A 23,433-nucleotide genomic window follows, 5' to 3' on the forward strand; every position below is an offset into this window, starting at 1 on the left:
TTTCACCTAGTTTCTAATTAATTTTAACAGTCACATTTGCTTTTGAAACAATCTGATGGCCGTGATAAATATCGTAGTCAATAATAGCTGATCGTCTAGTATGATGGATAATGCGTGCTTGAATGCGCAATATATCATCAATCTGAACAGCCTGTAAAAAGTAGATCAGCATCTGCTCTATTATTAAATTTCTTCCGCTATTCACAACCAAATCTTGTGTCATGTGAGTCAGAATTTCAGCCAATACACCATTAGCCAAGACTCCGTTTTTCTCAAGCATAAAGGGTTCTACTGTAATGACTACTTCATCATGGTGATAAGAGAGTTTTTGACCAATCTGCTCAGAAAAAGTCGGTAGAGCCGAAACTTGGGAACGGCTCATCTTCTCCATGACATCTCGTCGCGTCACAACTCCAAGCAAGGTTTGATTATTCCGAGTAACTGGTACCATTTCAAAGTCTTCAGCAATCATCCGTTGACTGACATTTGCAATATTTGTCGATAATCCAACAAAAAATAGACTACGAGACATGACCTTATCAATTGTCGTGCTTGGTGATTTATCCCCTGCATCTCTCATGGTTACAACACCAACAACAACCTGATGTTGGTTAATAACTGGAAAACGACTGCTACGATTCTTACGTACCAAATCCAGATAATCTTTGACTGTGTCTGTCTCTCTTAGAAAACCATACTCATGACTTGGACGATAAAGTTTCTCAACTGTCAGAATATCAGTCTTGATTTGGACATTTGATAAAGCTTTGTTTATCATGGTCGCAACGGTAAAGGTATCATGCTTGCTTCTTAAAACAGGAATCCCTTTTTGATTGGCCAGTTTAAGGACATCATCATGAACCTGAAATCCCCCTGTAACCAGAACCGCATTTTCATTTTCCAAGGCTAACAACTGAATACGGGTACGGTCTCCGACAATCAAAAGCCCCCCGTCATGAAGGTAAGACAAGATGTTTTGTTCAGTCATGGCACCGATTGAAAACTTGCTAAATTCTCTTTCTAAACCTTCTTGTCCAGCTAACACCTCAGAAGAAGTTACTTCTGCAATTTCTGCATATGTTAATCTTTCGATAGCAACTTTCTTCGATTTAACGCGAATTGTTCCACTACGAGGACGAGTCTCCACAATTCCACGGTTTTCAGCTTCCTTGATGGCTCGATAAGCAGTTCCATCACTGACTCCCAGATGATTGGAAATACTACGAACACTGACCCTTTTCCCAACAGGTAATTCTTCCAAATAGCTTAGAATTTCTTGGTGTTTACTCATTAAATTCTCCCTTTACAAAGCGAAATTCAAGATAATCTCGCATTTTCCTTGTATAGCGATCACTGCCTTTAAACTGACGGAACAAACTAAATCCAGACTTAAGAGCAACCTTTTGACTAGCTTCGTTTTCTAGATGGGTAATGATGGATAATTGTTTTAAGTCAAATTCTTCAAAAGACAGCTGACAAATTTTTCTAACAACCTCTGTCATAAAGCCTTGCGACCAAGCCTCTTTTTTTAAAAAATAACCAAGTTCTGCTTCTTTTTTAATTTCGTCTAGCTTTTCAAACTTGATTGAACCAATCATTTTTTCAGTTTTCTTGTCACAAATAGCCCATACTCCTAATGGAGATTTCATAAAATAATTGGCCAGTGCATATTGACTCTCTTCGAGACTAGCTTGACTTGGAAAAATAAATTGAAGATTTTCTGGATTCGAAGCTATCTCATAAAAATCCTGGCTATCACTAAAAAAGAAAGGACGCAAATACAAGCGATCCGTTTCAAAAAAGAAAACATTGCTAATTTGGTCCAAATATTCATAAACACCTCTACGGTTTAATCCTCAACAAGTCTAATATCCGCTCCTAGATTACGTAATTTTTCGATAATATCAGAATAACCACGTAAGATAAACTCGATATTGGTAATTTCAGTTTGTCCCTCGGCCATCAAACCAGCAATAACTAAAGCTGCACCAGCTCTCAGGTCAGTCGCTTTAACACTTGCTCCACGCAAATCACATCCACCTGTGTATAAAATATGACCATTTGTTGTTGATATATCTGCGTCCATTTTAGCTAATTCAAAAACATGGTTTACACGTTTTTCATAAATCGTATCAACAATTGTACCACGACCATTAGTTGTTAGCAAAAGAGGGGTAATCGGTTGTTGCAAATCAGTTGCAAAGCCTGGGTAAGGAGCTGTTTTAATATTAATTGCTTTCAAATTAGACTGTTCTTCGACAAAAATACTATCCTCGGATACAGTCATTCGAACTCCCATTTCCTCTAACTTAGCAATAAATCCTTCTAGGTGTTCGTAAAGAACATTATTTATACGAATTCCCTTACCAACTGCAGCAGCTAAAGATATATATGTTCCAGCTTCAATACGGTCTGGAATTACCTGATGACGAGTTCCATGTAATCTGTCAACACCATCAATAATAATAATATTGGTTCCAGCACCACGGATATGAGCACCCATATTATTCAAGAGAGTAGCTACATCAATAATCTCAGGTTCACGAGCTGCATTTTCAATAATCGTACGGCCATTTGCTTTAACCGCAGCAATCATCGTATTGATCGTTGCTCCCACACTTACCGTATCCATGTAAATACTTGCGCCATGAAGTCCCGTTTCTTTGGCAGATAACTTCATGTTATCTCCCTCGTAGCTAACAGTTGCTCCCATAGCTTCAAATGCCTTAAGGTGTAGGTCAATCGGACGAGGACCAAGATCACATCCTCCCGGTAAACCAACTGTTGCTTCACCAAAGCGACCTAAAAGACTTCCATAAAAATAATAAGATGCACGAAGACTGTTGATTTTTCCATAAGGCATTGGAATATTTTGAACACCTCTTGGATCAATCTCTAACACATCATCATAACGCTTAACAGTAGCCCCCATTAACTCCATGATTTCAACAAGACTAGCAACATCAGAAATATCTGGTACACAATCCAAAGTCACAACATCATCGGCTAAAATGATAGCCGGAATCAAAGCTACTACACTATTTTTTGCGCCACTAATGGTAATCTCACCTTGCAGGGGCAAGCCACCATTGATAACAATTTTTCTCATTTTAAATTTTTAATACTCTTTCAAAATTTCTAAAAAGGTCCTACGTTAAAGTATATCACAAATTCACCCTTTTTTCCATCATTTTCAATTATATGGCTGAATCGTATTTGTTGGTAGCTGAGCTTTCTTAAAAAGTTATGCCCCTTTTTTGCCCCCTAAATGCAAAAATAGCCCTTCGGATAAAATCCGAGGGGCTAGAAACGTTGTTAAATCAACGGCCGAACTTTTGAATTTCAAGGTTCGGGATAAAATAGTTCACTGAACTATTTTATTTTTAAGGTTGTAGAATGATTTCAATCCACGGTATTCTGCTACTTCACCAAGTTGGTCTTCGATGCGAAGCAATTGGTTGTATTTAGCGATACGGTCTGTACGTGAAAGTGAACCAGTCTTGATTTGTCCTGCGTTAGTTGCAACTGCGATATCAGCGATTGTTGAATCTTCAGTTTCACCTGAACGGTGTGATACAACGGCAGTGTAACCAGCTTCTTTAGCCATTTCGATAGCTTCAAAAGTTTCAGTAAGAGTACCGATTTGGTTAACTTTGATAAGGATTGAGTTAGCAGCACCTTCTTGGATACCACGTGCAAGGTAGTCAGTGTTTGTTACGAAGAAGTCGTCACCAACAAGTTGTACTTTCTTACCAAGACGTTCAGTAAGAGCTTTCCAACCATCCCAGTCGTTTTCATCCATACCATCTTCGATAGTGATGATTGGGTATTTGTTAACCAATTCTTCAAGGTAATCAATTTGTTCTGCAGATGTACGAACAGCAGCGCCTTCACCTTCAAATTTAGTGTAGTCGTAAACTTTACGTTCTTTATCGTAGAATTCTGATGAAGCACAGTCAAATCCGATAAATACGTCTTTACCTGGAACATATCCAGCAGCTTCGATCGCAGCAAGGATAGTTTCAACACCGTCTTCAGTTCCTTCGAAACGAGGAGCGAATCCACCTTCGTCACCTACGGCAGTTTCCAAACCACGTGATTTAAGGATTTTCTTAAGAGCGTGGAAGATTTCAGCACCGTAACGAAGAGCTTCTTTGAATGTTGGCGCACCAACTGGCAAGATCATGAACTCTTGGAAAGCAATTGGAGCGTCAGAGTGAGAACCACCGTTGATGATATTCATCATTGGAGTTGGAAGAACTTTAGTGTTGAATCCACCAAGATAGCTGTAAAGCGGGATTTCAAGGTAGTCAGCAGCAGCACGAGCTACAGCGATAGATACACCAAGGATTGCGTTCGCACCCAATTTACCTTTGTTAGGAGTACCGTCAAGTGCGATCATAGCACGGTCGATAGCTTGTTGATCACGTACATCGTAGCCGATAATAGCTTCAGCAATGATGTTGTTTACGTTGTCAACAGCTTTTTGTGTACCAAGACCACCGTAACGAGATTTGTCACCGTCGCGAAGTTCAACTGCTTCGTGTTCACCAGTAGAAGCTCCTGATGGAACCATACCACGTCCGAAAGCACCTGATTCAGTGTAAACTTCTACTTCAAGTGTTGGGTTACCGCGTGAGTCTAGGACTTCGCGAGCGTAAACATCAGTAATAATTGACATTTTTTACTCTCCTTATGAGTTAAATTTTTTACACCTCTATAATACCTTAAAACCCCTCCTTTTTCAAGAAAAAACGTTATCTTTGTGCAAATTTTCCTTAACTTTATAAAGTAATCGCTTTCTTTTGTCTGTTTTATTCTAACTTTTATGATATACTGTTTTCATGACAGATTTATCAAAACAATTACTTGAAAAAGCTCATGGTGGGGCAAAATTAAATCCAGATGAGCAAAGACGCTATCTTGGTACTTTTGAGGAAAGAGTACTTGGATATGCAGATATTGATACGGCAAATAGCCCTCAACTAGAAAAAGGCTTTTTATCTATTTTAGAAAACCTTCAGGAAAAAGCAGAACCTCTATTTGTGAAGATTTCCCCAACTATCGAATTTGACAAGCAAGTTTTCTACTTAAAAGAAGCAAAAGAAACTAATAGCCAAGCCACAATAGTATCTGAAGAACACACTTCTTCTCCTTTCGGCTTGGTTATCCATACCAATGCACCAGTTCAAGTAGAAGAAAAAGATCTTCGACTTGCTTTTCCAAATCTTTGGGAAGGTAAAAAGGAAGAACCAGTCAAAACATCCTTCTGGAAGAAATGGTTTGGCTAAATCTTACTCAGACTTAATAAACACCCAATATTAGCAGCCGTGTGCTCCAGATAGACACTGGCATTGTTCAAACTATCTTCTAGAGGTTCACTTTTCTCCAAAATAGAAAAGGCAGCTTGGATATTTTCAAATGATAGGGAAGGTAAATCTTCAGCGAGACTACCACAAATAGCAATAACAGGAACTCCGACAGGGGTTCTTTTTGCAACACCTATTGGAGCTTTGCCTGCTAAACTTTGACGATCTAGTCTTCCTTCACCAACAATAACCAAGTCAGCATCTACAACTTTCTTATCATAGTCAATCAAATCTAAACAAGTGTCAATTCCAGACACGATATCTGCCTGTGCAAAGGCACACAAACCGCCAGCAATGCCTCCACCAGCTCCTGCTCCTTTAAGTTCCAATGTTTCGGGTGAGACTTTTTCATAAAAATCTTGGATTGCCTGATCTACGGTCTCAAACATAGTGGGATTTAGGCCTTTTTGCTTGCCAAACGTGTAAGTTGCACCTTGATGCCCACATATGGGACTCACAACATCTGCTAAAATACGAATTTTAATATCTTCGGGTATTTCATAGCGATTTTCTGTTGAAACAGAAGCTAAGTTTAGTAAGGATTGACCGCAAGCAGGCAATACATCTCCATCCTTATCATAAAATTGATAACCCAAACCAGCAGCAATCCCCAGTCCTCCATCATTACTGGCCGTGCCACCAACTCCGATATAGATATCTTTAATCCCTTTAGCAATGAGATGAAGAAGCAACTCTCCAATACCACAAGTTTGGATTTGAAGTGGATTTCGTTCCTCTAACGGAATCTTTCCAAGGCCAACCAAATCAGCAACTTCGAATAATGCCAGTTGTCCTTTTTGAAAATAGCGCATGGCTTCTTTTTGTCCAAAAGGTCCTGTTACTTGAATCCATTTTTCTTCTAGATCGAGAGAATGTCGGATAGCATCTACAGTGCCTTCTCCTCCATCACCAACAGGACAGAGGAGACATTCTACATCTGCTATCGATTGTTGGAAGCCTCTTTTAATAGCTTCAGCCACCTCTTCAGAGCTCAAACTTTCCTTAAACGAATCTGGTGCAATTACAATCTTCATGTTTTCCCTCATTCTAAAAAGTCAATCAAAGGCAGAACGTCTAAAAAATCCCTCTTATCAACATGATTTGGTATTTCTTTTTTCAGCACTTCTTTAGCACAAAAAGCAATTCCTAGTCCTGCTGATTTCAACATTAATAAGTCATTAGCCCCATCACCGATTGCAACTGTTCTTTCTTTAGGAAGTTTGAATTCCTTTCTCCATTGTTCTAGAGTTGCTTGTTTGACCTCAGGACTGATAATGTGTCCAACTAATTTTCCTGTTAAAAGACCGTCTTTGACTTCAAGTTGGTTGGCAGAGAAATAGGTAATCCCTAGAGATTTTGCCAATCTCTCAACTATTGGTGTAAATCCACCAGACACCAGACCTACTAGGATGCCATTCTTTTGAAGAATGGAAACGAATTTCTGGGCATTTGGCGATAGATGAATAGAATTAAAAACTTTCTCAAAGATCGAAACAGGAAGACTCTCCAACAAGGACACTCTTTTTCTTAAACTGCTTTCAAAGTCCAACTCCCCTTGCATCGCCTGACTTGTAAGCTGCGCAATTTCCTCCTCACAACCTGCCTCTCTTCCCAAAAGGTCAATCACTTCTTCTAGGATTAAGGTGCCGTCAACATCCATGACACACAAGCCTTTTATTTGAGACATAAGCTCTCCTCTCTAAACAGCCCAAAAATCGTATGAAGTCATCATACGATTTTATCTATTAATTAACTAAACTATGGTACAAGTCAAGGTATGATTTGCAGGCTGTATCCCATGAAAAATCACACTCCATAGCTTGTTTTTGTAAGTTTCTCCAAACGTCAGGATGGTTCCTATACAAGTCCAATGCTGTTTGGAAAGTCCAATTTAACCAATAAGGAGATAGATTGTCAAAGCTAAAGCCAGTACCGCTTCCTTCGATTGGATTGAAAGCACGAACGGTATCTCGCAAGCCACCAACTTCATGAACCAATGGCAAGGTTCCGTAACGCATAGCCATCATTTGAGACAAGCCACACGGTTCAAAACGACTTGGCATGAGGAAGAGATCACAAGCAGCGTAGATTTCTTGGGCAAGTTTGACATCAAAAGTGATATTTGATGATAGCTTATCTGGGTAAATCTGAGCAAACCATGAGAAAGCCTCTTCAAAGGCAGGATCACCAGTTCCTAAAAGAACAATCTGAACATCATTTTGCAAGATATGGTGAAGACTTTCGACCACGACATCAAAACCTTTTTGACGTGTCAAACGAGAAACAATTCCCATCAGTGGAACGTCAGCTCTAACTGGCAAGCCTACTCTCTCTTGCAATTTTGCCTTATTTCTCGCTTTTCCAGACAAATCTTCCTGATTGAAATGGTAATCTAAAAGAGCATCCGTTTGAGGATTATACAGGTCAGCATCAATTCCATTCACGATACCAGACACCTTGCCAGACTCCATTCGAAGAATCTGATCTAAGTTACATCCGAACTGACTGGTCATAATCTCATAAGCATAGCTAGGCGAAACGGTTGAAACACGGTCAGCATAAAGAATACCAGCCTTCATCCAGTTCAGACAGTTGTTCCAGCGAAGGGTGCCATCAGCATAACGTTCAAAGCCAACTCCAAACAAATCCCATAACATTCCTTCTGAGAATTGTCCTTGGAATTCCAAATTATGAATGGTTAAAACAGTTTTAATTCCTTGATAAGCTTGAATCCAACGGTATTTTTCCTTTAACAAGAATGGTATCATGGCTGTATGGTAATCATGAACATGGAGAAGGTCAGGGATAAAGTCAATTCTTTCCATAGCCTCAATGGCAGAGAGTTGGAAAAAGGCAAAGCGTTCTCCGTCGTCAAAATCACCGTAAACATGGCCACGGAAGAAATAATATTGATTGTCAATAAAGTAGAAGGTCACACCGTTTAGTACTGTTTTCTTAATTCCACAGTACTGTCTGCGCCAACCAACACTCACCTCAAAATGAAGAACATCTTCAATCTGATTTCCAAATTTAGCTTCTACCATGTCATAGTAGGGTAAAACAACTGCCACTTCATGTCCCGCTTTTACTAGTGATTTGGGAAGAGCGCCAATGACGTCTCCCAAACCACCTGTTTTTGAAAAGGGGGCACCCTCTGCTGCTACAAATAAAATTTTCATGAATGAATATCCTCTGTTACTCTAGCACCTTTCTTAACGACAACTGGATGTTCTGCAGTGCCTCGAATCACAACACCATCCGCAACTTCAACACCCTTATCCAAGATAGCGTATTCTACCTGAGCTCCTTCTCCAATAACAACACGAGGGAAAAGTAAGCTATCTTTAACCAAGCTATCCTTATGTACATGAATATTACGTGATAGAACGGAATTAGCCACTTGACCTTCAATGATACTACCAGAGGCAAACTGAGAAGTACTTACCTTAGATGTGTTAGCATAGTAAGTTGGTTCTTCGTTCTTAACTTTTGTATAAATCTTTTGGTTTGGTGAGAAGAGAGAATAGAATTTTTGCGATTCAAGCATATCGATATTCGCTTGATAGTAAGACTCTACAGAGTGAATATTTGCCAGATAACCTGTATACTCGTAGGCAAAAGCTCCTTCTTTGGCTGCCAAATCACGTAAAACATAACGTAACTTCTCTGGATGTTCTTTTTTAGATTCCTCTTCTAGACGTTCAATCAACCACGGTGTATCCACTACAAAAATATCTGTAGACATATTGAATATTTCTTCTGTTGATTTACTATCAAATAGCTTGTGAGAACGAACATGGTCTGTTTCATCCACTTCTAAGATTGCATTTACTTCTGAAATATCTTTCTTAGGAAGTTTCTTATAGACAACTGTAATAGGCCCCTTCGTTGTGTTATGAAGGTGAAACACTTGGTTCAAATCAATATTAATTAAGACATCACAGTTGAGTGATACTGTTTGGTTTGACCCAGAGCGTTTTAAATAAGTGAGTAGCTGTTGGTAATATTCTTTTCCTACCGTACTACTCTCAACGCGTGTATTATAAATCCCTAGATAATAGTGGCTAAGAAGAGTTGACAACCCCCACTCACGCCCTGAACGGATATGGTCAAAAACAGAACTAATATTATCCTGCTGAAAAATACCAAAAACACTGCGAACACCAGCATTGGCAAGACTTGAGAGCGGGAAGTCAATTAAACGATATTTACCACCAAATGGCAAACTAGCTACTGGACGGTGGTCTGTCAATGTTGACATGTCATGAAAACCAACTGTGTTTCCTAAAATGGCAGAATATTTATCAATCTTCATCTGTTGCTACCCCCACTACTTCATTATATCCTACAACTTGTACTTCTTCTGTTCCATCAATTTCGACACTATCAGAAATAACTGCACCTTCACCAATAATGGCACGCTTGATTTTAGCTCCGTGTCCAATAATGGCTCCACTCATGATAACTGAATCTACTACTTCTGCTCCTTCGCGAACTTGCGCCCCTGTTGAAAGGATAGAATGTTTAACAGTTCCATCAACGAAACATCCGTCTACAACTAATGAGTCTTCCACATCAGCATTTGCACCAAGGAAGTTTGGCGGTGAAATCAAGTTTCTTGAGTAAATCTTCCATTGACGGTTACGGCTATCCAAGGCATTTTCTGGAGAAATGTACTCCATGTTGGCTTCCCAAAGTGACTCAATGGTACCAACGTCTTTCCAGTAGCCATTAAATTCATAGGCATAGACACTTTCACCTGACTCAAGGTAATTTGGAATGACATTTTTACCGAAGTCTGACATATCCACATTGCTCTTTTCAGCAGCTACTAACATATTGCGCAGGCGTTGCCAATCAAAAATGTAAATCCCCATAGAAGCCTTTGTAGATTTTGGTTGAGCTGGTTTTTCTTCAAATTCTACAATACGATTGTTAGCATCTGTGTTCATGATACCAAAACGACTGGCTTCTTTAAGAGGAACATCAAGAACAGCTACTGTCAGGCTGGCATTATTATCCTTATGAGACTGGAGCATGGCATCATAATCCATCTTATAGATATGGTCACCCGAAAGAATCAAAACATACTCTGGATTGACACTATCGATATAGTCTATATTTTGATAAATAGCGTGACTAGTTCCTTCGAACCAACGATTTCCTTCACTTGCAGAATAAGGTTGAAGAATAGAGACACCAGAATTGATACCATCTAGGCCCCAACTTGAACCATTCCCGATATGATTGTTAAGAGCAAGTGGTTGATACTGTGTGATGACTCCAACATTGTGAATGCCTGAGTTGGCACAGTTTGAGAGAGCAAAGTCAATGATACGGTAACGCCCACCAAATTGCACAGCTGGTTTTGCGATACTTTGAGTGAGTTTACCGAGACGAGTTCCTTGCCCACCAGCAAGAATCAAAGCTAACATTTCATTCTTCATTTTCTACTCCTTTTTTGTTTTTACTTGTGACAGTTTTAGTAGGTTTCAAGCGACGCTTGATTTTCCATACACTAGCTCCCATAGCAGGTAGGGTAAAGGTCAAGGTCTGCTCATAATCCTTCCATAGTCCTTCTTGCGTTTGAACAGTTTGATTATGCTCTTTCCAGACGCCACCCCACTCTTCTAACTCAGTATTCCAGACTTCTTCGTAAATCCCTGCGACAGGAAGCCCGATTGTAAAATCTTTTCGTTCCACAGGTGCCATGTTAAAGACACAGACTAGCATGTCGTCCTTCTTACCTTTACGGATGAAGGAAAGAACGCTCTGATCTCTATTATCTGCATCTATAATTTCAATACCATCATAGCTGGTATCGATTTCCCACAGACAGCGATGGTCTTTGTAAAACTGGTTTAGCTGAGAAGTGAAATACTTCATCTTAGCATTCATTGGGTCTTCTAAGTTAGACCATTCCAACTGTTCTTCAGATTTCCATTCTAGGAATTGCCCATATTCACTACCCATGAAGAGTAATTTCTTACCAGGGTGACAAATTTGGTAAGTGTAGAGATTGCGCAAGCCTGCGAATTGATTGTAACGATCTCCCCACATCTTGTGCATCATACTCTTCTTGCCATGAACCACTTCATCGTGTGAGAATGGTAGGAGATAATTCTCCTTGAAGACATACATAAAGCTGAAAGTCACCAAGTTAAAGTCGTATTTACGATAAATCGGATCTTCTTCATAGAATCGGAGGATGTCATTCATCCAGCCCATATTCCATTTGTAGTCAAAGCCAAGACCATCTGAATCCTTGGTGTCAGTAATCTGAGTAGCTGATGAACTTTCCTCAGCTACCATCATAACATCTGGATGAGCTTGCTTAATGACATCATTCAAACGTTTTAAGAAATAATAGCCTTCGTAGTTTAGATTACCACCATCTTTATTAGGCGTCCATGGTGCATCATCATAATCAAGATAGAGCATGTTGCTAACTGCATCCACGCGAATACCGTCCAAATGGTAAAAGTCAATCCAAAACTTAATACTAGAAATCAAGAAGGACTGGACTTCATTCTTTCCAAGGTCAAAATTGAGTGCTCCCCAACCGTAGTTATGAGCCTTATTATGGTCTTGGTATTCAAAAGTCGGTGTTCCATCATAATAGGCCAAGGCATCATCATTGATAGTAAAGTGACCAGGTACCCAGTCTACAATGACTCCAATATTGTTTAAGTGACATTCCTCAACAAAATCTTGAAACTCTTCAGGACGACCATAAGCATGCTCTAAAGCAAAGTATCCCATAAGCTGATAACCCCAACTCAGACCGAGAGGGTGGGACATTAAAGGCATAAACTCAATATGAGTATAATTCATCTCAACCAAGTAAGGAATGAGTTCATCTTTCAGTTGACCAAAACTATAGGGACTGCCATCAGGATTTCTCTTCCACGATCCAGCATGAACTTCGTAAATATTAACAGGACGCTCTTCAAAGCTCAAGCGTTTTCTACGCGCTAACCAGAGTCCATCCTTCCATTTTTTCTCTGGAATCTCTGTTAAAATCGCTCCAGTACCAGGTCGTGCCTCATACCGTACAGCCAAAGGGTCAATCTTCATCAGCTGATGACCATTTGCACGTGTAATATTGTACTTATAAATTTGGCCTTCTTGAGCAAGACTGGTAAAAACTTCCCAGACTCCAAATTCATTCCGTTCCATTGGGATTTGACTCTCTACCCAATTAGTGAAATCCCCTACCAAGTGAACTGCCTGAGCATTAGGTGCCCACACACGGAAAGTATAGCCAGACTCACCATCTTTTTCTTCCCTATGCGCTCCCAGATAATGCTGGAGGTGAAAATTCTCACCTGTCATAAAAGTTTCTAAAGCTTTTTTCTTATCCATATACCCTCCTATCTTTTGTAAGCGTTTTCTATAGTTTTATTATACTATCTTTTTAGATAAGATTCAAGTAAATTACTATATTTGCTAAAAATTCTTTTGAAAGTCTTCAATAAATTAACTTATTTCTTCACTTATAAGTCAGGAATTTTTCAGAAACGCTTTGAAAACGAATTGTTTTTTTACAATACTACCATAAAGTTCGTTATTTTACTAACAAAAAAATAATTTTAAGTAAAAAAATAAACCAGGAAATAAATTTCCTGATTTTATTGTTTTTAAAAGATAAACTACTGCAAATGAAATTAAATTGCAAATTTATTCTACAAGACTTTAAAGACGCTGGCGCTAACACCACCAACCGTGTCTTTATCAGCTAAATGGCTATTGGTCACCAAGAGTTCTAGATTTCCTGCATTTTCAAACTGGAAGTCTTGCCCTTTAGCATTAAAGACAACCAATAGGTGTTCTTCGCCATGAATCTCATAGACAATCCAACCACTGTGTTCATTTGCTGAATGAACAAAGACATGATGGTAAATTTCTTCATAAGTAGGGTAAGAAAAGGCGCTGGTTTCTGTCTTCAAACGAATCATCTGACGAATAAATTCGATGCTATCTTGACGCTCATTAATCAAGTCCCAGTTTACTTGGTTCACACTGTCTGGAGCATTATAGCTATTCATAGCACGCTCTCTATCATCATGAGTCAACTCACCATTCTCACCTGTAGCAACTAGTTTGGTACGACCAAATTCTTGACCGATTTCCATAAAGGCCATCCCCTGCATGAGCAGATTCATTGCTGTGGCAGTCTCGACCTTACGCATGATTTGCTCGGAACTATGGTCTGGATGAAGGGTTGCCAACAAATCGTGAAGATTGTAATTGTCATGGGCTTCTACATAATTAAGCACTTGATTTGGATGTGTATAGGTCCCTAATTCACGACTGCCAAGGATTGCTTTGGCTAGAATTGGCTCTGTCGCAGCACCACTGACAAAACCTGACTTGATAGCACCGTAGACTTCTCCCCCTTTAACAGCATCGCGCTGATTGTCATTAAAGAAACCAATATTGGGCATCTGATAGGCATTGTCTTTCTTAGCCTTATCATAAGGGGCAAGACCTGTTCCCATATCCCATCCTTCTCCATAGAGGATAATGTTTGGATCGATTTCATCCAATCTCTGGCGAATCATCTGCATGGTCTTAACATCATGAATCCCCATCAAGTCAAAACGGAAGCCGTCAATATTGTATTCCTGCACCCAGTATAGAAGAGAATCAATCATATACTTGCGGAACATTTCGTGTTCACTGGCAGTTTCATTTCCAACACCCGTTCCATTCTGGAAGGTACCATCTGGATTCATACGATAATAGTAATCAGGGACAGTTGTTTGGAAAGGTGCATCAACAACTGAGAAGGTATGATTATAGACCACATCCATAATAACACCAATACCCGCATCGTGATAAGCTTGAACCATGGTCTTCAAATCACGAATAGCCTGAGCTGGATCATCTGGATTTGTTGAAAGACTGGTTTCTGGTGCGTTATAGTTTTGTGGGTCATAACCCCAGTTGTAGGTTACATTTCCATCCGTATCGTATTCTTTGTGACGGTCTGCAATTGGTTGCAACTGAACATAATTGTAACCTATCTTCTTGATGTAATCAAAAGCAGTTGACTGGCCGTACTGGTTAACCGTTCCAGTCTGAGCAGCACCCAAGAAAGTTCCTCGAAGATGTTCATCCACACCTGAGGTCGGTGATTTGGTCAAATCACGAATGTGCATTTCACAAATAACTGCCTTACATGGATTTTTCAAACGCCAAGTAGCCTCAGAACCGTGCTTAACCTCAAAGTTTTCAACTTGCTTTTCTTCATGACTCAAAATAGCTGAACGTTTGCCATCAGGACTGGTCGCGATTGTATAAGGATCACGTGTCAAGGTTTGGTGATGAGGGAATTGGACTTGATACTGATAAGCCTTACCAGTCAAATCTTCCTCAACATCCAAACTCCAGACACCGATTGTATTGTCTTTATGGTTATAAGAGTAGCTATTGCCTCTCTCCATATCAAAAGTCTTCCAAACAGGAGCAACATTAGTAGCTGATTCATAAACAACAACCTGCACTTCTATCGCTGTTGGAGCCCAAAGGGCAAAATGAGCCTGATTGTCCTCTACACGGCACCCCAATTCTCCTTGGTAACCCCAATGATGGTCAAAACTAGCACTGTTAATAGCCTTGTCAAAGGCAAAAGGATTTTGATTTTTATAGAAAGGGCTGGCAATAGCAGGATTTTCAGAATAATAAATTCTATCATCCCCTTCCAAAATCCAGACCTCTGTTAAAAGGGGATAGTGATTAAAACGAATAGCATATTCTTTACTGGTTTGACCTGTATGAACCACAAAATTCAAGCTTTCTAAGGCATGAGAACTTGGATGTTCAAAACTAAATAAGGCACCAAAATAATCTTCTTTGTAAGTCAGTAGATCAATTCGTTGATCTTGACTTTTTACAAAAGAGCAAGTGTCGTATTCTCCATTCTTGCGATGGTAATGAATGCGCATAGGGTAGTTATACATTGTTTTTCCCTTTTCTATTCTTAATTTATTTCTGTTTCACTAAAAAATTCTTGACAAGTTTTGTACCGACTAACAAACATTGTCATACTATCTAAACTCTAATTTTAAACGATTATTACAAGCTTTCTAGCCACGCTTCATCTCGAACTTCGATGCCAAGTTCTTGTGCCTTTTGTAGTTTACTTCCAGCATCTGCACCAGCAACGACAAGGTCGGTCTTTTTAGAAACACTGCCTGTTACTTTAGCTCCCAAGCTTTCGAGTTTACTTTTAGCTTCTGAGCGTTTGAGACGTTCTAATTTTCCAGTCAATACCACGGTCAAACCTGACAAGGCTGCATCTGCTACTACAGTCTGACCTTTATAGTCCAGATTGACCCCAGCTTCTTTCAATTCTCTGAGGAGAATTTCAGAGCCTTCTGTCGCAAAATAAGTCTGAAGACTCTTGGCAATCACACCACCCAGACTTTCAATACTAGCCACTTCATCTGGATCTGCCTGAGCCAGATTTTCAATCGAGTGGAAATGTTGAAGTAAAAGCTGACTGGCCTTACTGCCGACATGACGAATTCCCAAACCAAACAAGAGCTTCTCAGCAGAATTTTCCTTTGAAGCTTGGATGGCCTGATAAAGTTTAGCAGCAGACTTTTCCTTGACCCCCTCTAAAAGGAGAAAATCCTCTTCTCGCAAACGATAAATATCCGCCACATCCTTGACCAGATTGGCAGCAAAGAGTTTTTCGACTACTGATGGGCCAAGACCTGTAATATTCATGGCATCACGAGAGGCAAAGTGAATCAAGCCTTCCATGATTTGAGCAGGGCAACGCGGATTGATACAACGCAGGGCCACTTCATCTTCAAAGTGCAACAAGCCAGAGTCACAGCTTGGACAGTTTGTAGGGATATCTAGTTTCTCTTCAGAAACTCGTTTGGACTCTACGACACGCAAAACGGCAGGGATGATATCTCCAGCCTTATAGACGATAACCGTATCGTCTTTTCGGATATCTTTTTCAGCAATATAATCTACATTGTGCAGGGTCGCACGACTAACTGTTGTCCCAGCAAGCTGAACGGGAGTCAAATTGGCAGTTGGAGTCACAACGCCCGTACGGCCAACTGTCCAGTCAACTGACAGAAGTTGTGCTTCTTTTTCCTCAGCAGGAAACTTGTAGGCTATAGCCCACTTTGGAGCCTTAACGGTAAAGCCAAGTTCTTCTTGTCCTGCTAGGTCGTTTACCTTGATTACCACCCCATCGATATCATAAGGCAGGTTCTCCCGTTCCTGTCCTACTTCTTGGATAAAATCCCAAATCTCATCCATATTTTCAGCCAAAATTCGCTTAGGATTAACCACAAAACCTAGTTGTTCAAGGTGCTTCAACACTTTTTCTTGGCTGTCACGAGTTGAAGGACTGGCTTCTTGATATAAGAAAGTCGCAAGATTGCGCTTGGCTACTACTGCTGTATCCAGCTGACGTAGTGTTCCTGCTGCCGCATTACGAGGATTGGCAAATTCAGGCTCTCCATTTTCTTGGCGAGCTTGGTTGACCTGGTCAAAAGAAGCGCGTGGCATATAACATTCCCCACGAACTGTGATATCTAGTTCTTCTGGCAAAGTCAAAGGAATGTCCTTAACACGCTTGAGGTTTTCCGTGATATTCTCCCCAACAGAACCGTCTCCACGTGTTGCACCAGCAACTAAAATTCCCTTTTCATAAGTCAGTGAGATAGACAAGCCATCGATTTTCAGCTCACAAATATAGGTTGGATGAGCCACTTCCTTACGAACACGCGCATCAAAAGCTTCAAGCTCCTCACGTGAAAAAGCATCCTGCAAACTATAAAGAGGATACTGATGACTGTATTTTTCAAAACCATCTAAAACCTTGCCACCAACACGATGGGTCGGACTATCTGCTAATACTTGATCTGGATAGGCAGCCTCCAACTCAACCAACTCACGGTAAAGGCGGTCATACTCACTGTCTGAAACCGACGGATTGTCGCTGGTATAGTACTCAGTCGCATAGCGATTGAGCAAGGCGACTAACTCATTCATTCTTTTATTCATAAGACCATTTTACCATAAACTAAGCCCTCCTCACAAACGAGAAGGGCGGAAAAAACACTTAGATTGGAATTATTTTTAAAACTCAAACAGACTTATATCTCTTTTTTAAAATGAGTTCGTACATAACCTAGAGCTAAGAGAGATAAAGCAACAACTCCTAGTCCTATAATCAAGAAAGAATAAAGATGGACACTTGGAAGCAAGGTCATTAAACCTGTTGCTACAGGCATAAATAGTATAGCTAGGGTATAAATCGAACTTAGGACTCTGCCCAGATATTCACCATCAACCTTGGTTTGTACTTGAGTAAAAAAGTGAATATTGAACATCGTCATAAATAGTTCACAAATGAAATTCCCTGAAAAAGCGAGATAGGAGGGGAGGGTAAATCCCATTATCATCACCCCAAGTCCAGTCAGAGCTAATAACAACAAAAGCATTTCCATACTGGCTTTAATCTTATTAGCTAGCAAAGCCCCAACAATAGATCCGATAGCCCCCATTGTCAAAATAGTGGCATAGGAACCTTGTACTCCATATAGCTGATTTGAAAAGGGAAGGAGATAATTAAAGGCTGCAAAGAAAAAATTGACACTTGAAGCCATGACTAGTAAAAAGAAGATTTCCTTTTGCTTGACAATATAGCGAACTCCCTCCTTAATATCAGAAAAAATAACTTTAAATGTGAGTTTCTTCTCACCCAAAGTCTTCCCTTCTTTCTTTGGAAGCAAGGCTACCAAGCCAAAAGCGAGAAAAAAACTAAGGGCATCTAATACCAAGGTAATGCGAAGACTTGCGAATTGTAAAACCAGAAAAGAGAGTACAGGAGAACTCACACTGACAACCTGCATCACCAATTCCAAACGAGAATTGTAGAGGACCAGTTCATCCTTCTCTACCAATTCTGTGATAATGGCCTTATTTGCAGGTCTAGAAAAGGCAAAAGCAATAGCCTGCACAATATTAGCAAGAATCAAAGCCCCAATCATCCAGCTGTCATTCCTTATGAACGAAATAGCTAAACAAAGAATCCCACAAACAAGGTCTGTCGTCATTAAAATCTTACGACGAGAAAAACGGTCTGAAATAACTCCGCCGAAGGGATTGACGAGAATAGATGTAACGAGTTCAGAAATCTGATACATTCCTAAAACTGTCTGTCCGATAGTCCCCATGGAAGCCAACCAGACACTATTTCCATAATCATAGAGCATATTACCTATCTTGTTAACAGCTCCACGACTAATCAGCTGTACTGCATAGCGATTCATAAAAAAACTCCTCTCAAATTTTGAAACTATTGTATCAAAACCGAAAGGAGTTTTTTATTTTTTCCCTTATTTGGGAAAATTAATCTTTGACAAATTTTTCGTAGTGTTCCTGATAGTAGGCTACTTGTTCAGGAAGACCTAACACATCAAAAATATGCATGGCCTCTTTCATCTGCTTACAGCCTTCTGTACACTGTCCTTTTTGATATAAGGCAAAACCTTTGAGATAATGGAAAATATTACGCTCATAAAGTTTAATACCTTTGCCAATAATCTTCTCTGTATAAGTCTCAAAATAGTTGGCATTATCAAAAGAAGAATGCTCTAAACAATGCTGGTAACAATTGAGGGCCAAAATCAAAACCAATCTCTTATGGCGACCAATTTCTTGATAAAATTCCTCCCTCTCCATAACTTCTCTACCAATTCGAGTGACATAGTCCACATCGTAGAAACTATAGAGGTTTCCAAAAAGAATCAACTCATACATGGTCCATTCTTCTGTTTTGAAAAGATAATCTGCTACCTTATCCAAATCATCCTGCTTCATATCATAACTCGAATCTCTTTGACAAATCAGACCCTGTAGCAAAATCCAGTTCAGCTCAAAATAAAGGGGAGTCGTCGAACTCTTAGCCTTTTCAAGTTGTTCTCTTTGAATCTTTTGAAAACCTGCAATATCATTTGAATAGTAAAGAGGCACAATTTGTCCCATCATGGCAACATGTTCATGATTATGAAAATTCCTTGCCTTATCCATGAAATTTTCGATTGTTACATGAATGTTATCCAAAAGCTCAAAGAAACGTGAGACTGCTAGGTCAGACTCCCCAAGCTCAAAGCGAGATAACTGAGAAGTTGAACAGGACTCGCCTGCAGCCTCCTTTAAAGAATAATTTCCACTTGTCCGAAATTCACGAAATACTTTTCCTAGATTTTCCATCTTTACACCTGCTCTGATAATTCTTCCCACTCAAGCATAGCTTCTTCCTGACGATGGCTGATTTTGTCCAGCTCAACCTGCAATTTCATCAGTTTTTCGGCATCGTTTGTTTCCAACATTTGTTCAGAAATGGTTTGGCTTTGACTTTCTAACTCTTCGATTTCAGCTTCTAGATTTTCGATTTGTCGCATGAGCTTGCGGGCTTCTTTTTGACTTTCTTTCTGAGCTTGATAATCATTAACTGGGCTTGCTTCTTTTGCTTGATTGCTGGTTGAAGCTTCCTCAGTTTGAATCATTTCTACTTCTGCTTTCTTTTCAACATAGTAGTCATAATCTCCCAGGTAAAGAGTCGAGCCATTCTCAGACAATTCCAGTACATGAGTTGCCACACGATTGATAAAGTAACGGTCGTGGCTGACGAATAGAAGAGTTCCATCAAAGTCAATCAAGGCATTTTCTAGCACTTCCTTGCTATCAATATCCAAGTGGTTGGTTGGCTCGTCCAGAATCAAAAAGTTGTTGTTCTCCATAGACAATTTAGCCAAAAGCAAACGAGCTTTCTCGCCACCTGACAGCATGCCCACTGATTTTTTAACATCATCTCCTGAGAAAAGAAAGGCACCGAGGCGGTTACGGATTTCAACTTCTGGTGTCAACTTAAAATCATTCCAAAGTTCATCCAGTACCGTATTACTTGGTGTTAGCTTGCTTTGGGTTTGGTCATAGTAGCCAACCTCAACATTGGCTCCAAAGCGCTTTTCTCCTTTGATAAGCGGAATCTGATCCACGATAGATTTGATAAAGGTTGACTTTCCAATACCATTTGGACCAACAATAGCGACAGCATTCATCTTACGAAGGTCTAAGTTAATAGGATCTGACAATATTTCGCCGTCATAGCCAATAGCTGCATTTTCAACAGTCAAAACAACATTACCAGACGTTTTTTCAGACTGGAAGGTCATGTTGGCTGCTTTCTTACCAGCTTCAGGCTTGTCCAAACGCTCCATTTTTTCCAGTTGTTTACGGCGAGATTGGGCACGTTTGGTCGTCGAAGCACGGACTAGATTGCGATTGACAAAATCTTCCAGAGCAGCGATTTCCTTCTGTTGCTTTTCATAGTTTTTTGCCTCAGTAGCTAGTTTTTGCTCCTTCAACTCAACAAAACGAGAGTAATTGCCCACATAACGATCCAAGGAATGCTTGGTCAAATCCAGCGTAATCGTCGCAACCTTATCCAAGAAATAACGGTCGTGACTAACAATAATGAGGGCACCGCTATAGTTTACTAGGTAATTCTCTAGCCAGGCAATGGTTTCGATATCCAAGTGGTTGGTTGGCTCGTCCAAGACCAAGAGATTTGGCTTTTCAAGAAGCATTTTGGCAAGTGCTAAGCGAGTATTTTGACCACCCGAAAGCTCGGCAATTTTCATCTGCCACATAGATTCGTCAAACTTGAATCCATTCAAAATCGCTCGAATATCCGCTTCATAGGTAAAGCCACCCGCTTGACGAAAATTCTCAGATAAGCGGTCGTAATCTGACATCAGTTTATCCAAATCCTCGCCAGACTTTTCACCCATCTCCAACTCCATCTGACGAAGTTGTTTCTCAGTCCGACGTAAGTCATCAAAGACATGAAGCATCTCATCGTAGATGGTATTTTCAGACTCAAAACGGCTATCTTGGGCTAGGTAAGACAGAGAAATATCCTTTTTCTTATTGATTTCTCCACTAGTTGGCTCCTCTTCTCCAACCAAAATCTTCAAAAGAGTAGACTTACCTGCTCCATTTTTGCCAACAAGAGCAATCCGATCTCGTTCATCAACCTGCAGATTGATATTATCAAAAAGAACTTCTCCTGCAAAAGATCGTTCAAGTTTATTAGCTTGTAAAATAATCATACAAGTAGTATAGCATGTTTCTCTAAGGCATTCAAGACTTGATATATCAGGCCTAGTTGGCTCTTTTCTGAAAATTATGCTACCGTTTTACTAAAACGCTAAAAAGTGCTATAATGTGAACGGTTAAAACAATTTACAAAAAGGAGAATTTTAATGTCTTACCAAGAAAATTACCAGAAATGGGTTGATTTTGCGGAGCTTCCTGACTACCTTCGTCAAGATTTGGAAAATATGGATGAAAAAACAAAGGAAGATGCCTTCTATACAAATCTTGAATTTGGTACTGCAGGTATGCGTGGCTTGATTGGTGCTGGTACAAACCGTATCAACATCTACGTTGTTCGCCAAGCTACTGAAGGATTGGCTCGTTTGATTGAATCAAAAGGTGGAAACGAAAAAGAACGTGGTGTCGCAATCGCCTACGATAGTCGTCACTTCTCACCTGAGTTTGCCTTTGAATCTGCGGCAGTTCTTGCCAAACACGGCATCAAATCTTACGTATTTGAAAGCCTTCGTCCAACTCCAGAACTATCATTTGCAGTTCGTCATCTCAACTGTTTCGCAGGTATCATGGTCACAGCTAGCCACAACCCTGCACCATTTAACGGTTACAAGGTTTACGGTGAAGACGGTGGACAAATGCCTCCACACGATGCGGACGCTTTGACTACTTATATCCGTGCTATCGAAAACCCATTTGCAGTTGAAGTCGCTGATGTGGAAACTGAAAAAGCTTCTGGTTTGATTGAAGTTATCGGCGAAGCTGTTGACGTAGAATACCTTAAAGAGGTTAAGGACGTAAACATCAACCCAGCTTTGATTGAAGAATTTGGTAAAGACATGAAGATTGTCTACACACCACTTCATGGTACTGGTGAGATGTTGGCTCGTCGTGCCCTTGCCCAAGCAGGATTTGACTCTGTTCAAGTCGTTGAAGCACAAGCAACTGCTGACCCTGACTTCTCAACTGTAAAATCTCCAAACCCAGAAAGCCAAGCAGCCTTTGCTCTTGCTGAAGAACTTGGTCGTCAAGTTGGTGCAGATGTTCTTGTCGCAACCGACCCTGATGCTGACCGTGTTGGTGTTGAAGTTCTTCAAAAAGATGGTAGCTACCTCAACCTTTCAGGTAACCAAATCGGTGCTATCATGGCTAAATACATCTTGGAAGCCCACAAAAACGCTGGAACTCTTCCTGAAAATGCAGCCCTATGTAAATCTATCGTTTCAACTGACTTGGTAACGAAGATTGCTGAAAGCTACGGCGCAACCATGTTCAACGTTTTGACAGGTTTCAAATTTATCGCTGAAAAAATCCAAGAATTCGAAGAAAAACACAATCACACTTACATGATGGGATTTGAAGAAAGCTTCGGTTACTTGATTAAACCATTCGTACGTGATAAAGACGCTATCCAAGCTGTTCTTGTCGTTGCTGAACTTGCTGCCTACTACCGTTCACGTGGTTTGACACTTGCTGACGGTATCGAAGAAATCTACAAAGAGTACGGCTACTACGCAGAAAAGACTATCTCTGTTACCCTTTCAGGTGTCGATGGTGCTGAACAAATCAAAGCGATTATGGCTAAATTCCGCAACAATGCTCCAAAAGAATGGAACACAACAGCTATCACTGTCGTAGAAGACTTCAAGGCTCAAACTGCTACTGCTTCTGACGGAACTGTTACAAACTTGACAACTCCTCCAAGTGATGTGTTGAAATACACACTTGCAGACGGTTCATGGATTGCCGTTCGCCCTTCAGGTACAGAACCAAAAATCAAGTTCTACATTGCAGTTGTAGGGGAAACAAACGAAGAATCACAAGCTAAAATTGCTAACATCGAATCAGAAATCAATGCTTTTGTAAAATAAAGCCCTATAAAAGATGAGACAAACCAATCTCATCT

Annotated in this window: 16 protein-coding genes and 1 pseudogene; 2 read left to right on the forward strand and 15 right to left on the reverse strand. The window is 40.1% G+C overall.

Features of this window, described 5'->3' with window-relative positions; translation table 11 throughout:
* Positions 1-13: 13 nt before the first annotated feature.
* From spxR to eno, 4 genes and pseudogenes are all read right to left on the reverse strand, one after another.
* Entirely contained in the window at positions 14-1,291 is a 1,278-nt protein-coding gene (spxR, locus tag SK642_RS05285) for a CBS-HotDog domain-containing transcription factor SpxR (protein WP_033683700.1), read from the reverse strand.
* Positions 1,284-1,834 (reverse strand): annotated as a pseudogene (locus SK642_RS05290) (GNAT family N-acetyltransferase). The gene spxR and the pseudogene SK642_RS05290 overlap by 8 nt, the downstream one beginning before the upstream one ends.
* Before the next feature lie 15 nt (positions 1,835-1,849).
* Positions 1,850-3,109 carry a UDP-N-acetylglucosamine 1-carboxyvinyltransferase gene (locus SK642_RS05295; protein WP_033683702.1) on the reverse strand — a complete coding sequence of 420 codons (1,260 nt, stop codon included), beginning with the start codon at positions 3,107-3,109 and terminating at the stop codon, positions 1,850-1,852.
* 255 nt (positions 3,110-3,364) lie between these two features.
* Complete coding sequence (gene eno / locus SK642_RS05300; RefSeq protein ID WP_000022814.1) at positions 3,365-4,681, reverse strand: surface-displayed alpha-enolase; 1,317 nt, start codon at positions 4,679-4,681, stop codon at positions 3,365-3,367.
* Between the two features lie 163 nt (positions 4,682-4,844).
* Between eno and SK642_RS05305 the strand changes: the two genes are divergently transcribed.
* On the forward strand, positions 4,845-5,291 hold the full coding sequence (locus SK642_RS05305; protein WP_033683704.1) for a DUF1694 domain-containing protein: 447 nt from the start codon (positions 4,845-4,847) through the stop codon (positions 5,289-5,291).
* Here the strand turns inward: SK642_RS05305 and SK642_RS05310 are convergent.
* From SK642_RS05310 to SK642_RS05360, 11 genes are all read right to left on the reverse strand, one after another.
* On the reverse strand, positions 5,288-6,403 hold the full coding sequence (locus SK642_RS05310; protein WP_033683705.1) for a glycerate kinase: 1,116 nt from the start codon (positions 6,401-6,403) through the stop codon (positions 5,288-5,290). The genes SK642_RS05305 and SK642_RS05310 overlap by 4 nt on opposite strands.
* 8 nt (positions 6,404-6,411) lie before the next feature.
* A complete protein-coding gene (serB, locus tag SK642_RS05315; protein WP_033683706.1) occupies positions 6,412-7,056 on the reverse strand; it encodes a phosphoserine phosphatase SerB in 645 nt (214 codons plus the stop codon).
* Between the two features lie 58 nt (positions 7,057-7,114).
* On the reverse strand, positions 7,115-8,548 hold the full coding sequence (glgA, locus tag SK642_RS05320) for a glycogen synthase GlgA (RefSeq protein ID WP_033683707.1): 1,434 nt from the start codon (positions 8,546-8,548) through the stop codon (positions 7,115-7,117).
* Positions 8,545-9,684, reverse strand: a complete 1,140-nt coding sequence (gene glgD / locus SK642_RS05325; protein ID WP_033683708.1) for a glucose-1-phosphate adenylyltransferase subunit GlgD — start codon at positions 9,682-9,684, stop codon at positions 8,545-8,547. Before glgD ends, glgA begins: the two co-directional genes overlap by 4 nt.
* A complete protein-coding gene (locus SK642_RS05330; protein WP_033683710.1) occupies positions 9,674-10,816 on the reverse strand; it encodes a glucose-1-phosphate adenylyltransferase in 1,143 nt (380 codons plus the stop codon). The genes glgD and SK642_RS05330 overlap by 11 nt, the downstream gene beginning before the upstream one ends.
* Complete coding sequence (gene glgB / locus SK642_RS05335) at positions 10,806-12,734, reverse strand: 1,4-alpha-glucan branching protein GlgB (RefSeq protein WP_033683711.1); 1,929 nt, start codon at positions 12,732-12,734, stop codon at positions 10,806-10,808. Before glgB ends, SK642_RS05330 begins: the two co-directional genes overlap by 11 nt.
* 320 nt (positions 12,735-13,054) lie before the next feature.
* Complete coding sequence (pulA, locus tag SK642_RS05340) at positions 13,055-15,334, reverse strand: type I pullulanase (RefSeq protein ID WP_033683712.1); 2,280 nt, start codon at positions 15,332-15,334, stop codon at positions 13,055-13,057.
* Between the two features lie 115 nt (positions 15,335-15,449).
* Positions 15,450-17,408, reverse strand: coding sequence for an NAD-dependent DNA ligase LigA (ligA, locus tag SK642_RS05345; RefSeq protein WP_033683714.1), 1,959 nt, complete (start codon positions 17,406-17,408; stop codon positions 15,450-15,452).
* A gap of 92 nt (positions 17,409-17,500) precedes the next feature.
* Complete coding sequence (locus tag SK642_RS05350) at positions 17,501-18,679, reverse strand: MFS transporter (RefSeq protein ID WP_033683715.1); 1,179 nt, start codon at positions 18,677-18,679, stop codon at positions 17,501-17,503.
* A 79-nt stretch (positions 18,680-18,758) separates the two neighbouring features.
* Positions 18,759-19,622: an XRE/MutR family transcriptional regulator gene (locus SK642_RS05355; protein WP_033683716.1), complete on the reverse strand. Its 864-nt coding sequence runs from the start codon at positions 19,620-19,622 to the stop codon at positions 18,759-18,761.
* A 2-nt stretch (positions 19,623-19,624) separates the two neighbouring features.
* Positions 19,625-21,526: an ATP-binding cassette domain-containing protein gene (locus SK642_RS05360; protein ID WP_033683717.1), complete on the reverse strand. Its 1,902-nt coding sequence runs from the start codon at positions 21,524-21,526 to the stop codon at positions 19,625-19,627.
* Between the two features lie 153 nt (positions 21,527-21,679).
* Between SK642_RS05360 and SK642_RS05365 the strand changes: the two genes are divergently transcribed.
* A complete protein-coding gene (locus tag SK642_RS05365; protein WP_033683718.1) occupies positions 21,680-23,398 on the forward strand; it encodes a phospho-sugar mutase in 1,719 nt (572 codons plus the stop codon).
* The last annotated feature ends 35 nt before the right edge of the window (positions 23,399-23,433 follow it).

Source organism: Streptococcus mitis (assembly GCF_000722705.1).
Classification (GTDB): Bacteria; Bacillota; Bacilli; order Lactobacillales; family Streptococcaceae; genus Streptococcus; species Streptococcus mitis_P.

What these genes read in the sequence shown, in the direction of transcription:
- spxR (WP_033683700.1), bottom strand. Translation starts at nt 1,291, where the DNA reads ATGAGTAAACACCAAGAAATTCTAAGCTATTTGGAAGAATTACCTGTT.
- SK642_RS05295 (WP_033683702.1), bottom strand. Translation starts at nt 3,109, where the DNA reads ATGAGAAAAATTGTTATCAATGGTGGCTTGCCCCTGCAAGGTGAGATT.
- eno (WP_000022814.1), bottom strand. Translation starts at nt 4,681, where the DNA reads ATGTCAATTATTACTGATGTTTACGCTCGCGAAGTCCTAGACTCACGC.
- SK642_RS05305 (WP_033683704.1), top strand. Translation starts at nt 4,845, where the DNA reads ATGACAGATTTATCAAAACAATTACTTGAAAAAGCTCATGGTGGGGCA.
- SK642_RS05310 (WP_033683705.1), bottom strand. Translation starts at nt 6,403, where the DNA reads ATGAAGATTGTAATTGCACCAGATTCGTTTAAGGAAAGTTTGAGCTCT.
- serB (WP_033683706.1), bottom strand. Translation starts at nt 7,056, where the DNA reads ATGTCTCAAATAAAAGGCTTGTGTGTCATGGATGTTGACGGCACCTTA.
- glgA (WP_033683707.1), bottom strand. Translation starts at nt 8,548, where the DNA reads ATGAAAATTTTATTTGTAGCAGCAGAGGGTGCCCCCTTTTCAAAAACA.
- glgD (WP_033683708.1), bottom strand. Translation starts at nt 9,684, where the DNA reads ATGAAGATTGATAAATATTCTGCCATTTTAGGAAACACAGTTGGTTTT.
- SK642_RS05330 (WP_033683710.1), bottom strand. Translation starts at nt 10,816, where the DNA reads ATGAAGAATGAAATGTTAGCTTTGATTCTTGCTGGTGGGCAAGGAACT.
- glgB (WP_033683711.1), bottom strand. Translation starts at nt 12,734, where the DNA reads ATGGATAAGAAAAAAGCTTTAGAAACTTTTATGACAGGTGAGAATTTT.
- pulA (WP_033683712.1), bottom strand. Translation starts at nt 15,334, where the DNA reads ATGTATAACTACCCTATGCGCATTCATTACCATCGCAAGAATGGAGAA.
- ligA (WP_033683714.1), bottom strand. Translation starts at nt 17,408, where the DNA reads ATGAATAAAAGAATGAATGAGTTAGTCGCCTTGCTCAATCGCTATGCG.
- SK642_RS05350 (WP_033683715.1), bottom strand. Translation starts at nt 18,679, where the DNA reads ATGAATCGCTATGCAGTACAGCTGATTAGTCGTGGAGCTGTTAACAAG.
- SK642_RS05355 (WP_033683716.1), bottom strand. Translation starts at nt 19,622, where the DNA reads ATGGAAAATCTAGGAAAAGTATTTCGTGAATTTCGGACAAGTGGAAAT.
- SK642_RS05360 (WP_033683717.1), bottom strand. Translation starts at nt 21,526, where the DNA reads ATGATTATTTTACAAGCTAATAAACTTGAACGATCTTTTGCAGGAGAA.
- SK642_RS05365 (WP_033683718.1), top strand. Translation starts at nt 21,680, where the DNA reads ATGTCTTACCAAGAAAATTACCAGAAATGGGTTGATTTTGCGGAGCTT.